General features: G+C 36.4%; 15 protein-coding genes, 1 pseudogene and 1 riboswitch. Of the genes and pseudogenes, 12 read left to right on the top strand and 4 right to left on the bottom strand.

Annotation, left to right across the window (positions count from 1 at the left end; genetic code table 11):
* Nucleotides 1-9: 9 nt before the first annotated feature.
* From CDL10_RS02135 to CDL10_RS02125, 3 genes are all read right to left on the bottom strand, one after another.
* Nucleotides 10-936, bottom strand: coding sequence for an aspartate carbamoyltransferase catalytic subunit (locus CDL10_RS02135; protein ID WP_100677009.1), 927 nt, complete (start codon nt 934-936; stop codon nt 10-12).
* A 9-nt stretch (nt 937-945) separates the two neighbouring features.
* On the bottom strand, nt 946-1,497 hold the full coding sequence (gene pyrR, locus CDL10_RS02130; RefSeq protein WP_100677008.1) for a bifunctional pyr operon transcriptional regulator/uracil phosphoribosyltransferase PyrR: 552 nt from the start codon (nt 1,495-1,497) through the stop codon (nt 946-948).
* Nucleotides 1,498-1,617: 120 nt separating this feature from the next.
* On the bottom strand, nt 1,618-2,019 hold the full coding sequence (locus tag CDL10_RS02125) for a hypothetical protein (RefSeq protein WP_133119438.1): 402 nt from the start codon (nt 2,017-2,019) through the stop codon (nt 1,618-1,620).
* 174 nt (nt 2,020-2,193) lie between these two features.
* On the opposite strand from CDL10_RS02125, the gene CDL10_RS02120 reads away from it, so the two are divergent.
* The 7 genes from CDL10_RS02120 (at nt 2,194) to CDL10_RS02090 (ending at nt 8,747) form a co-directional block, all read left to right on the top strand.
* Nucleotides 2,194-3,393: an NAD(P)-dependent oxidoreductase gene (locus tag CDL10_RS02120; protein WP_100677006.1), complete on the top strand. Its 1,200-nt coding sequence runs from the start codon at nt 2,194-2,196 to the stop codon at nt 3,391-3,393.
* 2 nt (nt 3,394-3,395) lie between these two features.
* Nucleotides 3,396-4,334 (top strand): NAD(P)H-dependent flavin oxidoreductase, encoded by a 939-nt coding sequence (locus CDL10_RS02115; protein WP_100677005.1) that lies wholly within the window; start codon nt 3,396-3,398, stop codon nt 4,332-4,334.
* A gap of 5 nt (nt 4,335-4,339) precedes the next feature.
* Entirely contained in the window at nt 4,340-5,434 is a 1,095-nt protein-coding gene (locus CDL10_RS02110) for a Nif3-like dinuclear metal center hexameric protein (protein WP_100677004.1), read from the top strand.
* Nucleotides 5,435-5,441: 7 nt separating this feature from the next.
* Nucleotides 5,442-6,227, top strand: a complete 786-nt coding sequence (locus CDL10_RS02105; RefSeq protein ID WP_100677003.1) for a zinc ribbon domain-containing protein — start codon at nt 5,442-5,444, stop codon at nt 6,225-6,227.
* A gap of 33 nt (nt 6,228-6,260) precedes the next feature.
* Nucleotides 6,261-7,100, top strand: coding sequence for an alpha/beta hydrolase (locus CDL10_RS02100; RefSeq protein WP_100677002.1), 840 nt, complete (start codon nt 6,261-6,263; stop codon nt 7,098-7,100).
* Nucleotides 7,101-7,311: 211 nt separating this feature from the next.
* Nucleotides 7,312-8,040, top strand: coding sequence for a 23S rRNA pseudouridine(2604) synthase RluF (rluF, locus tag CDL10_RS02095; protein ID WP_100677001.1), 729 nt, complete (start codon nt 7,312-7,314; stop codon nt 8,038-8,040).
* Nucleotides 8,041-8,129: 89 nt separating this feature from the next.
* Nucleotides 8,130-8,747 carry an outer membrane beta-barrel protein gene (locus CDL10_RS02090; protein ID WP_100677000.1) on the top strand — a complete coding sequence of 206 codons (618 nt, stop codon included), beginning with the start codon at nt 8,130-8,132 and terminating at the stop codon, nt 8,745-8,747.
* Nucleotides 8,748-8,870: 123 nt separating this feature from the next.
* On the opposite strand, the gene CDL10_RS02085 is transcribed toward CDL10_RS02090, so the two are convergent.
* Nucleotides 8,871-9,212, bottom strand: a complete 342-nt coding sequence (locus tag CDL10_RS02085) for a hypothetical protein (protein ID WP_100676999.1) — start codon at nt 9,210-9,212, stop codon at nt 8,871-8,873.
* Nucleotides 9,213-9,555: 343 nt separating this feature from the next.
* Nucleotides 9,556-9,646, top strand: a riboswitch (TPP riboswitch).
* Between the two features lie 54 nt (nt 9,647-9,700).
* Between CDL10_RS02085 and CDL10_RS02080 the strand changes: the two genes are divergently transcribed.
* From CDL10_RS02080 to CDL10_RS02060, 5 genes and pseudogenes are all read left to right on the top strand, one after another.
* A complete protein-coding gene (locus CDL10_RS02080; protein WP_100678606.1) occupies nt 9,701-10,423 on the top strand; it encodes a class I SAM-dependent methyltransferase in 723 nt (240 codons plus the stop codon).
* Nucleotides 10,423-11,475, top strand: coding sequence for an AIR synthase family protein (locus CDL10_RS02075; protein WP_100676998.1), 1,053 nt, complete (start codon nt 10,423-10,425; stop codon nt 11,473-11,475). Before CDL10_RS02080 ends, CDL10_RS02075 begins: the two co-directional genes overlap by 1 nt.
* Nucleotides 11,472-12,116 (top strand): thiamine phosphate synthase, encoded by a 645-nt coding sequence (locus tag CDL10_RS02070; protein ID WP_100676997.1) that lies wholly within the window; start codon nt 11,472-11,474, stop codon nt 12,114-12,116. Before CDL10_RS02075 ends, CDL10_RS02070 begins: the two co-directional genes overlap by 4 nt.
* Nucleotides 12,113-12,406, top strand: a complete 294-nt coding sequence (locus tag CDL10_RS02065; protein ID WP_100676996.1) for a Trm112 family protein — start codon at nt 12,113-12,115, stop codon at nt 12,404-12,406. The genes CDL10_RS02070 and CDL10_RS02065 overlap by 4 nt, the downstream gene beginning before the upstream one ends.
* Before the next feature lie 96 nt (nt 12,407-12,502).
* Nucleotides 12,503-12,679, top strand: a pseudogene (locus tag CDL10_RS02060) (IS982 family transposase); the annotation flags it as partial.
* Between the last annotated feature and the right edge of the window lie 16 nt (nt 12,680-12,695).

Raw genomic sequence — 12,695 nt, 5'->3', positions numbered from 1 at the left:
ATACGAAAATTATTGAATTTTCGATGCCAAAAGATAAATAACAGCCATTCTCACAGCCACGCCGTTTTCCACTTGTTCCAAAATCACTGATTGTTTGGAGTCGGCAACATCTGAAGTGATTTCCACACCCCGATTGATTGGTCCCGGGTGCATCACGATGATTTCTTTGTTCAGCGAGTCGAGCAAATCTTTATCCAAACCGTATTGTTGAGTATATTCTCTTGTGGACGGAAAATAGTTTACGTCTAAACGTTCATTTTGAATTCTCAGCATATTAGCAACATCGCACCATTCCAATGCTTTTCGTAGATTAGGTTCGTATTTGACACCTAAATTTTCGATGTGTTTAGGAATCAGTGTTTTCGGTCCGCAAACCCGGACTTCGGCACCTTGCTTTTGCAGAGCAAAAATATTAGACAAAGCTACTCTCGAATGTAGAATATCGCCAACAATCACGATTTTTTTACCTCCGATTTCGCCCAGTTTTTCCCGGATAGTAAAACTATCGAGCAAGGCTTGTGTAGGGTGTTCGTGTGCACCGTCGCCGGCATTGATGATTCTTGCATCTACATTTTGTGAAAGAAAATAAGCTGCACCGGGGTTGCTGTGCCGCATCACAACCATATCTACTTTCATAGACAGGATATTATTGACGGTGTCTATCAGCGTTTCTCCTTTTTTTACAGATGATTGTGCCGCCGAAAAACTGATAGTATCGGCAGATAATCTTTTCTCTGCCAGCTCAAAAGATAATTTTGTTCGTGTGCTGTTTTCGAAAAATATATTGGCAATGGTAATATCTCTCAGTGACGGAACTTTTTTTATCGGACGATTAATGACTTCTTTGAAGTGTTCAGCGGTTTCGAAAATCAATTCGATATCGTCTTTAGTGATATATTTGATGCCTAATAAGTGATTTACGCTTAGTGTTTTCATCAGGAAAAATTATGTCGGATTATCATCTACTAATAAAACTTGGTCGGTGTCGGCGTCAATGTCTTTCCATTGTACTTTCACTTTTTCGTTGGCAATAGCATCTACCTGGCGACCTCTGTAATCGGGTTGGATAGGTAAATGCCGGCTGAATCGTCGGTCGATTAAAACCAGCAGTTCTATGTCTGCCGGTCTGCCAAACGATTGTATAGCGGTTAATGCCGAGCGGATACTTCGTCCGGTGTATAAAACATCGTCGATAAAAATTACTTTTTTATCTTCTACCAAAAAGTTGATATGTGTTTTGTTGGCTTCAAGCGGTTTTTCGGTGCGACGGAAATCGTCACGAAAAAATGTAATGTCTAAAAAGCCTAATTCGATGTGGGAAATCTGATATTCTTTTTCCAGTATCTGAGCAATCCGTTCTGCCAGAAAACGACCTCTGGGCTGCAGCCCTATCAGGACGGTTTGCGAAAAATCCAAATGTTTTTCAACCAGCTGGCATGCCAGACGGTGAAGTATGATATCTACATCTTTAGCGGTAAGTAACACTTTCGAATGCATAGTAGAAATATGATTATGCCGTAAAATTACAATATTATCCGGATATCTGAGTTGAAGAACAGATAAAAACATAAAAAAACCGCTTCTCGTTTGAAGCGGTTGATTATAGAAATAAATAAATTATTGTCTGGTATAAGTAACTGTTATATCTGTTCCCCCCATCATGTAAACATAAGGATACTTCAACTTCAAGGTGTTTTCAGTAGATTCAACTACAATTCTAGGAACTTCTTCTCCTTCAATTATTACGGTTTCTTCATTCCACTCTCCGTTGATAAGATTTTCCTCGCAAATGTCTTCTTCGTTTTTAGTTTCAGTATTCAGGATAGCAGAATTATTTTCGCTAATAGTCAAAACATCTACTTCACATCCTCCTGTGATAGTTGAAAAATCATGTGTGTATTCTTGCTGGTTGTCTGGTCTAATGTAGGAATATTCTTTTGCTTCCCAAGTTCCAATCATTTGGTTTTGATCTCCTGAGTTATCGTCACTATCACAAGCAACAAAACCTAACCCTGCCATTACTAAAGCCGAAGCTAAAACTATTTTTCTCATTATTGAATTATGTTTTAATTGATGATGCAAACTTAGTAATTTAGATTGAATAAATATAAGGAAAAAGAATTAATTTTCGAGAAATGAAAAAAATGGGTATATTTGAGAACTTTATACCAAGATTTTAATATTTGTATGCCTATGAAATTTGGAATTATACGAGAAGGAAAAGTGCCTCCTGACAGACGGGTGGTATTTTCTCCACAGGAATTATTGAATTTTAAAACACAGTTTCCGCAAGCCGGTTTTAAGGTTGAACCCTCAGAAATAAGGGTTTTCAAAGACGAAGAGTATGCCGGTTTGGGGTTTGAAATTAACGATGATTTGTCTGACTGTGATGTGTTATTGGGCGTAAAAGAAGTGCCGATTGATAAGCTAATTCCGAATAAAACCTATTTTTTCTTTTCGCATACCATCAAAAAGCAACCTTATAATAAAAAGCTGCTACAAGCATGTTTACAGAAAAATATCCGTCTGATTGACCACGAAACTTTAGTCGATGAAAACGGAAACCGACTGATTGGTTTCGGGCGATATGCCGGAATTGTCGGTGCGTACAATACATTTCGCACTTTCGGGGAACAGTTTGATTTGTTTCACATTCAAAAAGCGGAAAACCTACATACGCAACAAGATTTGATTGACCGGCTTAAAAAGCTGAATTTACCACCAATTAAAGTTTTATTGACAGGAAAAGGAAAAGTTGGTCATGGTGCCAGAGAAATGCTGGACGGAATGAAAATGAAGGAAGTGTCGGAAGAAGATTTTCTTAGCAAAACGTATAGCCACCCGGTTTATACTCATGTCGATTATGATAAATATTATCGCCGTTCAGACGGGAACCCTGTTGTCAAACAAGAATTTAGAGAGCACCCTGAATGGTTTGAATCCGATTTTGAAAAATACAGCCAGGTTGCCGATATTTTCATTGCCGGGCATTTTTATAAAGAAGATTCACCTTATATATTAACGAGAGAAATGCTGAAATCGTCCAAAAATAAAATAAAGGTGGTGGGCGATATTTCCTGTGATATTGACGGTCCGGTTGCTTGCACAATTCGGCCATCGACCATTGCCGAACCTTTTTATGGTTACAATCCGAAAACGCATCAGGAGGTTGCTTTGTCGCACCCCGAGGCAATCGGCGTGATGGCGGTAGATAACCTGCCTTGCGAACTGCCTAAAGATGCGAGCGAAGGTTTTGGAAAAGTTTTTCTAGAACGCATTATTCCAGCGTTTTTTAACGATGATGCAGACGGCGTTTTACAACGAGCGACAATATGCCAAAACGGCCAGTTAACAGAAAGATTTAATTACTTAAAAGATTACGCAGCAGACTAACTATGAACAGAATTACGCAACTTCTCGGTATAAAATATCCCATTATTCAGGGCGGAATGATTTGGAATAGTGGCTATAAATTGGCTTCGGCAGTAAGTAATAATGGCGGTTTGGGATTAATCGGAGCAGGGTCGATGTATCCTGATGTATTCAGAGAACACGTCCAAAAATGTAAAAAAGCTACAGACAAACCTTTTGGGGTAAATGTACCTATGCTTTATCCGAATATTGAAGAAATCATGGACATTATTGTGGAAGAAGGTGTGAAAATCGTTTTTACTTCTGCCGGAAATCCTAAAACATGGACACCTTTTCTAAAAGAACATGGAATCACGGTTGTGCATGTGGTCAGTTCGTCCAAGTTTGCACTCAAGGCTCAGGAAGCCGGAGTGGACGCTGTTGTTGCAGAAGGTTTTGAAGCTGGTGGACACAATGGGCGAGAAGAAACAACTACGTTTACACTTATTCCGATGGTTAAATCCCGGATTGATATTCCGTTGATTGCTGCTGGAGGAATTGCTACCGGAAAAGGAATGCTCGCAGCAATGATTTTAGGTGCAGATGGCGTACAGATGGGAACCCGATTTGCCATGACCGAAGAAAGCTCGTCACACGAAAATTTCAAACAATTACTAACGCAGGTAGGAGAAGGCGACACCATAGTTACGCTAAAAGAGCTGGCACCGGTACGGTTAATCAAAAATGAATTTTATCAGCAAGTGCAGCAAGCCTATCAAAACTGTGCTTCGGCAGAAGAACTCAAAGAAGTTTTGGGCAGAGCGAGAGCCAAACGCGGAATGTTTGAAGGCGATTTGAAAGAAGGCGAATTGGAAATCGGGCAAATATCCGGATTAATTCACGAAATCAAACCCGTTGCAGAAGTGATGGAGGAAATTGTGAAGGAATTTAATGAGTCTGTTAATCAACGAATTGAACTTTAATTTGTATGAAACTACAACAAATCATTTCGGTTTTGGAGCAAATGTCTCCGATTGCTTATGCAGAAGATTTTGACAATGTCGGGTTATTAGTCGGTAATCCCAATCAGGATATAAACGGAATTCTCGTTTGCCACGATGCCCTTGAAAATGTAATTGACGAAGCTGTCAATAAAAAATGCAATTTGGTAGTCTGTTTTCACCCGATTTTGTTTTCAGGATTGAAGAAAATCACAGGAAAATCCTACGTTGAAAGAGCTGTTATCAAAGCCATTAAAAATGATATTGCGATTTATTCCGTTCATACGGCTTTGGACAATCACAAAAACGGAGTGAACAAAATTATGTGCGATGCCCTCGGAATTAAAAACCCGAAAATGCTTGTCGAAAAAGAGAATTTCATTTACAAGCTCGTAACCTATACTCCGATTGACAATGCCAATCAGGTGCGGAATGCTCTTTTTGAGGCAGGTGCGGGAAACATCGGGAATTACGATAATTGCAGTTTTAATTCCAACGGAAAAGGAACATATAGAGGAAATGAAGACAGCAATCCTGTAGTCGGAGAAAAACACGAATTTGTCGAGGCAGAAGAAATCAAAATCGAAGTTACATTTGAAAAACACCTGCAAAATAAAATCCTGAAAGCACTTTTTGAAAGTCATAAATACGAAGAAGTCGCTTACGAAATCTACAAAACAGAGAACAAACACCAAAATATCGGGCTCGGAATGATTGGAGAATTAGAAACCGAACAAAACGAAAAAGATTTCCTTTTATTCGTAAAACAAAAAATGGAAACGGGTATTGTCCGTCATTCGGAATTCCTGAATAAAAAAGTGAAAAAAGTCGCTGTTTTGGGAGGTTCGGGAGCTTTTTCTATTGGCTCGGCTGTTGCCAAAGGGGCAGACGTTTTGATTACTTCTGACCTGAAATACCACGATTTTTTCCAAGCCGAAAACAAGATTTTATTAGCCGATATCGGACATTTTGAAAGTGAGAGGTTTACAAAAAATTATATTTATGATTATCTTACAAAAAAAATGCCTACTTTTGCGGTAATTTTATCAGAAATAAATACCAATCCGGTTAACTACTTATAGACAAAGTATGGCGAAAAAAGCACAAACAGTAACTGTAGAGGATAAGTTGAGAGCCTTGTATGATTTACAACTCATTGATTCTAAAATAGATGAAATCAGAAATATGAGAGGCGAACTTCCTTTGGAAGTAGAGGACTTGAAAGACGAAATGATGGGACTAACAACTCGTTTAGAAAAATTGAACGAGGAGCTAAACTCTATCGAGGAGCAAATCAAGCAGAAAAAAAATGACATCGAAACGTACAAAGCAGCTATCAAGAAGTATAGCGAGCAACAAAAAGATGTCCGAAACAACAGAGAATTTAACTCTTTGGCGAAAGAAATTGAATTTCAGGAGTTAGAGATTGAACTGGCAGAGAAAAACATCAAAGAGTTTGGTGTCAGTGTTGAATTCAAGAAAAAATCTATTGAGGAAACAAGTGGGAAAATAGCTTTCAAAAAAGAACACTTGACCCACAAAGAAAGTGAACTTAACAATATCTTGGCTGAAACGGAAAAAGAGGAGGAATTCTTACTGAAAAAATCCGAAGAGTTTACCAAGAAAATTGATGATAGATTGCTACAAGCCTACCAGCGAATCCGAAAAGGAGTGAGAAACGGTATGGCTGTTGTATCTATTGAGCGAGGAGCTGCCAGCGGTTCTTTCTTCACTATTCCACCACAGGTTCAGGTGGAAATCGCAACCCGTAAAAAAATTATGGTTGACGAGCACAGCGGAAGAATATTAGTAGATGTTGCTTTGGCAGAGGAAGAAAAAGAGAAAATAGATAAGCTCATCAGCAAAATAAAATAATTGTTTAAGCCTCTGAAAAAGAGGCTTTTTTTTATGTTTAAAAAAATTCGTTACTTTTTACTGACCAAATCTGTAGGTTTTGGGTTGAATTTACTTTCATTGATTCAACCGAAAAAATCTGCACGGATTGCCTATCGCTTATTTTCGCATCCGCGTAAAGGAAAAAGGGAAGTATTACCTGATTTTCTGGCAGATGCACAACAAAATCCCATAAACATTGACGGAAAAAATGTTCAAATTTATGAATGGAAAAACGAAGGCGAAAAAGTGTTTCTTATTCACGGCTGGGAAAGTAATGCTTATCGTTGGATTGGTTTGATTCAGTTTTTGAGAAAGAAAAAATATCACATTATTACTATCGACGCTCCGGCACAGGGAATGAGTGATGGTTACGAACTGAACCCGATTATGTATAGCCAGGCGATTGACAAAGTTTGTCAGATTTATCAACCGAAATATCTCATTGGTCATTCATTTGGTGGGTTTACTTCGCTTTACTACCAAAGCATATATCAAAATGAGCAAATTGCCAAAATGGTTATTATGGGAAGTCCGAACAAATTTGAAGGATTGCTGAAAAACTATAAAAATCTGCTTGGGCTGAGCAATCGGTCATACCGAAAATTTCTCGAAGTTTTCAAAACAGATTTTGGTATCGACATAACTATCTATTCCGCCGAAGAATTTATTACGAAAATCCGGCAGCCGATTCTTTGGATTCATGATGAAACCGATACAGTTGTGACATATAGTAACGCAGTTGAAATCAATAAAATATATCCGGAAATACAGATGTTCACTACTAAAAACGTCGGGCATAGTTTGTATAATCAATCTGTTTATGTACAGATTTATCAATTTGTTTCTGTTTAGTATAGAATTTTAAAGCCTGTAAATTCTGAAAATCAACATCATTCGAAAATAATTTTCAGCAGTCAGAACGAAGTTGTGCCTTTACTTTTATGTGGTTAAATAATTAATATAGATTTACTTACTTTTAATACTAATGTCTCTTGGCTTTTGCCTCTTTACCTTACTTACTTTTATTGTAGTATATTGAGGATTTTTGTACTAAATTTACACCATGCAAGAAACAAAACGAATCAATAAATATTTGTCTGAAACAGGGTATTGCTCTCGCCGTCAAGCCGACACTTTGGTTAGTGAAAACCGAGTGACAATCAATGGAAAACCGGCAGAAATGGGTGCTCAGGTCAGCGACCAAGACGTTATCGAAGTGGACGGAAAACCAATCCGGAAACGGCAAAATGATTTTGTTTATCTCGCATTTAACAAACCTGTCGGCATTGAGTGTACGACCAACACAAAGGTCAAAGATAATGTGGTGGATTATATCAATTACCCGGAAAGAATTTTCCCTATCGGAAGACTGGACAAGGATTCGGAAGGATTATTGCTGCTGACCAACGACGGGGATATTGTGAATAAAATACTGAGAGCGAGGAATAATCACGAAAAAGAATATATCGTCAAGGTTGATAAACCTGTGAACGATCGTTTTATTACACGAATGAGTCTGGGTGTACCGATTCTTGACACGATGACCAAAAAGTGCAAAGTGGAAAAAATCAATGCTTACACATTCAAAATTGTATTGACGCAAGGGCTTAACCGCCAGATACGGCGAATGTGTGAGCACCTGGGTTATGAAGTTAAAGCACTTAAAAGAGTGAGAATTATTAATATAGCTTTAGATGTTCCGCTGGGTAAATACCGGAAATTATCAGACAAAGAAATGAATGAACTCAACCGACTGATTAGTGATTCCAGCAAAACGGAAGAGGTGAATTAGTCACCATTGTTTGATAAATTTTTAAAATAATGAGGTAAATGCGATATTATTATTACATTTGTCAGAATAAAATTTAAAATCTTATTATTATGAACATCAAACGCTTTTTTCTGGCGACTACATTAACACTTGGATTATCATTCGCTGCTCATGCTCAGTCTTCACATCTTCACGGAACAGATTTCTGGAGCCGCGTTTCATTAGAAGCTGGTTATGGTTTTAACACACCGTTATCGCCTAAACCAACAGGAGAAAAATCTTCTGATTATGGTAGCTTTGTGAGTTTTCACGCCGGTGCGAGATACCAATTAGATGATTTCTGGTCACTACGAGGAACTTATGAAATGAATAAATTTGAGCATAAAGATGACAGCGATTTAGGTTTGACGTTTCATAAACTGGCATTAGAGGCAGTATATGATATTTCTGCGGCAACAGGTTCGGTATCAGATTTCAGAGTAGATGCCCATGCCGGTTTAGGTTTGGGACTTGGAAAAAGCAATACGCTTAGCAATGATAAAGTGGGGTCTGTACAACTTGGTGTGATGCCTAAATATGTATTGACAGAGAACTGGTCGGTGTTTTTGGACGCGACATATATTCTTAACCTAAGTCAGGATTATGGTTTTAACGGAAAGCCGGTAAATGGTTCAGAAAATTCGGCAAGCATTATTACGACAAGAATTGGAGTAATGTATTCGTTCTAAGTGATAAATGAATAAACCCAAAAACCGGCTCAATTGAGCCGGTTTTTTTTATTAAAGGCTGTCCTTTTTTATACATTTTATCATTGTTTTCCTGTTACTCCTATTTTTAAAGATGCTTCTCTATTACCGCACGAATTCTTTCGTGTGGTATTTCTCTCCCATTATTTCCAACCACCTTTCATAAGGTATGGGGTTTTCCAATTTTAAAGAATCTGAATGTAACTCCCAGTCCCTTTTCCTTAAATGTTTTTCGCTTTCTTTGATAAACATCAAATCTACTTTTTTATCTCCGCGAGAAACCATAATGACTCCTTCATTAATCAATACAACCTTAAACTGAAAACGAAAGTTATAATAAAATATACTATCTTCAGTTACTTTCCATTTTTTTATTTCTGTAGTATCTTTTTCGTGTTTTTTACCATATCTGTCCCACTTAAAATTTTTATATGTTCCATCAGGCATAAACTTGACATAATTATAATATCAACTAATGTCACTTCGAGTGAGATTTCTGTAACGAAGTGGAAGAAATTTTGTATCGAGAAGTCTTTTTATTTAGTTCTCGATACAAAATCTTTCAGATTTTTACTCGAACTGACGAATTTTTGTCCAAATGCACAACAGGTTATATCTTAAAATATCTATGTGATTTATTTATTATTTCGTGGTTTTTGTTATCAATAAAGTTTAAACCACTTCTTTAAAAAAATAGAAACACAAAGTATAAACTAGTTCAAAATTAAGTTTGTACTATGTTATGATATTAATGTTTGAAATAATTGATTTTTTATTCTTATCTTTATGCTCGAAATACACGGGGTGCCGATTAAGGCTGAGATTATACCCGATAACCTGATTTGGATAATGCCAACGTAGGGATGTATGAAAGATTTTCATCTTCATTGCACGTATCTGATTAGTCCAAATCAATGATCTTAAAATCAATGATTATGAAAATTGAAAAAAGCAATTCCCAGCTTGTTCCTCAAAAAATGACCAATTGGCAAGGTCGTGAAGAGTGGTTTTTTAATAGAGAATACACTGATACTTACGAGGAATATTATGAAGGACCATACAAAAGAGCTGAAGTATGGCAGAAAAAAATCCTGGAAAACCTTATAGTAAAAGACCAAAGGGTCAAAACCCTGTTAGAATTTGGATGTGGCACTACACGCTTTACCCGTTGGTGGAAAGATATAGGTATAGAAGCTACTGGAGGCGATATTTCACCTTTTATGTTATCGCAGGCTTTGCACCGATTTGACGGAGACTTAGTTATGGCCGATTCACACTATTTGCCTTTCAAAAATAACAGTTTCGATGCCATGGCGTTTATTACCACCTTTGAGTATTACAAAAATCCGATTCAGGTCATACAAGAAGCGGCACGGGTCGCCCGATACGGAATTGTTTTTGGTATGATGAACAGAAATACTCCCAAGCTTATCCGAAGACGAACGCAACAGGCATTCGGTAGAAACAATTTCTATACAACGGCTACATTTTACACACCGAAAAAGTTAATTGAACTGATACATCAGGCGTTGCCAAACCATAAATTTACTATAGAGTGGCGGACTACAGGCTTACCTAAATGGTTTCCTGTACAAGAGTGGAATCTACCGTTAGGAGATTTCTTTGGGCTTTATGTAAAATTTGAAAACAAAGAATAATGAACCGACAAATAGGAAAAATAGATGATGATTTTTTTGCTCGGATTTTTCAAGATCAATTTGGGGAACAAAACAGAGAAGTATGCGTAATGCCTCAATTCGGAGTAGATGTTTCCATAATCAACTTATCAGAACAATGGGATTTAGCAGTAGCTAGTGATCCTTTATCTTTAATTTCACAATTAGGTTTACAGGAATCCGCATGGCTTTCTGTTCAGCTTACTGCTAATGATATTGCAACGACAGGTTTTGCTCCACAATTTGGACAATTCGTTCTTAACCTTCCACTTTATTTATCACATGATGATCTAACGACTTATTGGAAATATATACATTTGTATTGTAAGGATATTGGACTTACCATTACCGGTGGTCATACTGGTTTTACAGAAGGACAAAATTCTACTATTGCGGGCAGTTCTACTTTTTTTACTAAAGCATTAAAAGGCGATTTTTTAACTACTAAAAATGCAAAAAAAGGAGATAAGATTTTAGTCACCAAAAATTGTGCTCTTTCAACAACTGCAATTTTAGCTATGAGCTTTCCGGAAACAGTTAAAAATAAAATTGGTATAGAAAAACACGAAAAAGCCTGTCAATCTTTTTATCAAACATCTGTATTAAAAGATGCTCTTATAGCTGTTGATAATGGGAATAAAAAATATATCAACGCTATGCACGATGTTACTGAAGGAGGAGTTTTGGGAGCAATTTACGAATTAGCCAAAGCTTCAGGAAATGGAGCAATGATTGAAGATGATAAACTTCCTGTTACTTCCGTTCAAAAAGCTGTTTGTGAGTTGTTTTCGCTAAATCCTTCAGAATGTATTGGAGCGGGAGCAATGATTATAAGCTGTAAAGAAGAAGGAGTCGATAAGGTTATCAGTGATTTGAAAAAAGAGGGAATTCCCTGCACAGAAGTTGGAGAACTAACTGATAAATCTTCTGGTTTTTATTTAATAAAAAAACAAAAAAAAGTTTCTTGGAATTATCAAACAAATGACCCTTATTGGGTAGCCTTTTATAATGCCATAAAAGCAGGTTGGAAATGAATTCATCAGTAAATAACAAAAAACAGAAAAGTATCTATCTTGTCTTGAACCCGCAAATGCAGGAAGATTTATTGATAGAGAGATTAAACCTCATTATAGATAAAGGGATTTCATATATCCAAATCTGGGATAATTTTATGAAAGGACAGGATATTGGAAAAATGATTACAGAAATTCATTCAATAAGTAGTGCACATCAGGTTCCTTTGCTAATCAATAACCATTGGAAATATCTTCGTGATTTTCCATTAGATGGGGTACATTTTGATAGTTTACCAGTAAACTTAACCGAAATCAAGCAAAACATAAATAAAGACTTCATTATAGGTGTAACTTGTGGTAATGACTTATCTGTTATTGAGCAGGCAGTTGAACAAAATGTAGATTATATATCTTTTTGTTCTTTATTTCCTTCTCTTAGTGCGAGAAATTGCGAAATTGTAGAGTTGAAAAATATAAAAAAAGCACGTCAAATATTTAAAAAATCAATATTCTTAAGTGGTGGAATTGTACCTGAAAACATCTGCAAACTTGCCGATCTTGATTATGATGGAATTGCCCTTATCTCAGGGCTGATGAGTGTAGAAACTCCACAAACTATAATAGAAGAATATAAGAAACGATTAAACAAAATAAAATGAGATACGAAACGATTGAGAAATTATGCTGTCCTTTTGACAAGGCAGATTTAAACTTAAGAGCTATTACAGTTGCTGAAAAAAACGTTATAGAAGGATTGCTTATTTGCCAAAAATGTAATAGAGTTTATATTATTGTTTCGGGAATTCCTATTATGAATCCGGACGAATACAGAGATTTTAAGTTGGAACAAGCGATGATGGATAAGTGGAATACTTATCTTCAAGAAAAAGGAGAAGCTCCTTTGTTAATTATGGAAGATATAGAAAAATGTACTAATGAATTAGCTTAATATTATCTAACCCGTTGTGCATTATGAATTAAAAAAGAAAAAAGTTGTTCATTTGATTGAAAATCAGTAAATTGTTTTAACCGCAAAACATTTACAATGAACAACTTAAATGCAAGTTACGAAAGAATTTTGGAAGTATTGAGAAAAAAATCAAAAGATAATCTTGTGTCTTATCAAAGACGAGCACCTAAATTGAAGGATTTAGAGTTGATAAGTCTTGCATTAACTGCTGATTTTATGGGTATTGACAGTGAGAATCATCTTTTTCGCCAAAGAAATATTAATCATT

This window comes from Avrilella dinanensis (genome assembly GCF_002807015.1).
Classification (GTDB): Bacteria; Bacteroidota; Bacteroidia; order Flavobacteriales; family Flavobacteriaceae; genus Flavobacterium; species Flavobacterium dinanensis.
The sequence above is the reverse complement of the archived record's forward strand: the minus strand, read 5'-3'. Positions and strand labels throughout refer to the sequence as shown.

Excerpts from the sequence above, each read along its gene's own strand:
- CDL10_RS02135 (WP_100677009.1), bottom strand. The coding sequence starts at position 936 with ATGAAAACACTAAGCGTAAATCACTTATTAGGCATCAAATATATCACT.
- CDL10_RS02070 (WP_100676997.1), top strand. The coding sequence starts at position 11,472 with ATGAATTCATCAGTAAATAACAAAAAACAGAAAAGTATCTATCTTGTC.
- CDL10_RS02125 (WP_133119438.1), bottom strand. The coding sequence starts at position 2,019 with ATGGCAGGGTTAGGTTTTGTTGCTTGTGATAGTGACGATAACTCAGGA.
- CDL10_RS02120 (WP_100677006.1), top strand. The coding sequence starts at position 2,194 with ATGAAATTTGGAATTATACGAGAAGGAAAAGTGCCTCCTGACAGACGG.
- CDL10_RS02090 (WP_100677000.1), top strand. The coding sequence starts at position 8,130 with ATGAACATCAAACGCTTTTTTCTGGCGACTACATTAACACTTGGATTA.
- CDL10_RS02085 (WP_100676999.1), bottom strand. The coding sequence starts at position 9,212 with ATGCCTGATGGAACATATAAAAATTTTAAGTGGGACAGATATGGTAAA.
- rluF (WP_100677001.1), top strand. The coding sequence starts at position 7,312 with ATGCAAGAAACAAAACGAATCAATAAATATTTGTCTGAAACAGGGTAT.
- CDL10_RS02105 (WP_100677003.1), top strand. The coding sequence starts at position 5,442 with ATGGCGAAAAAAGCACAAACAGTAACTGTAGAGGATAAGTTGAGAGCC.
- CDL10_RS02100 (WP_100677002.1), top strand. The coding sequence starts at position 6,261 with ATGTTTAAAAAAATTCGTTACTTTTTACTGACCAAATCTGTAGGTTTT.
- CDL10_RS02065 (WP_100676996.1), top strand. The coding sequence starts at position 12,113 with ATGAGATACGAAACGATTGAGAAATTATGCTGTCCTTTTGACAAGGCA.
- CDL10_RS02110 (WP_100677004.1), top strand. The coding sequence starts at position 4,340 with ATGAAACTACAACAAATCATTTCGGTTTTGGAGCAAATGTCTCCGATT.
- pyrR (WP_100677008.1), bottom strand. The coding sequence starts at position 1,497 with ATGCATTCGAAAGTGTTACTTACCGCTAAAGATGTAGATATCATACTT.
- CDL10_RS02075 (WP_100676998.1), top strand. The coding sequence starts at position 10,423 with ATGAACCGACAAATAGGAAAAATAGATGATGATTTTTTTGCTCGGATT.
- CDL10_RS02115 (WP_100677005.1), top strand. The coding sequence starts at position 3,396 with ATGAACAGAATTACGCAACTTCTCGGTATAAAATATCCCATTATTCAG.
- CDL10_RS02080 (WP_100678606.1), top strand. The coding sequence starts at position 9,701 with ATGAAAATTGAAAAAAGCAATTCCCAGCTTGTTCCTCAAAAAATGACC.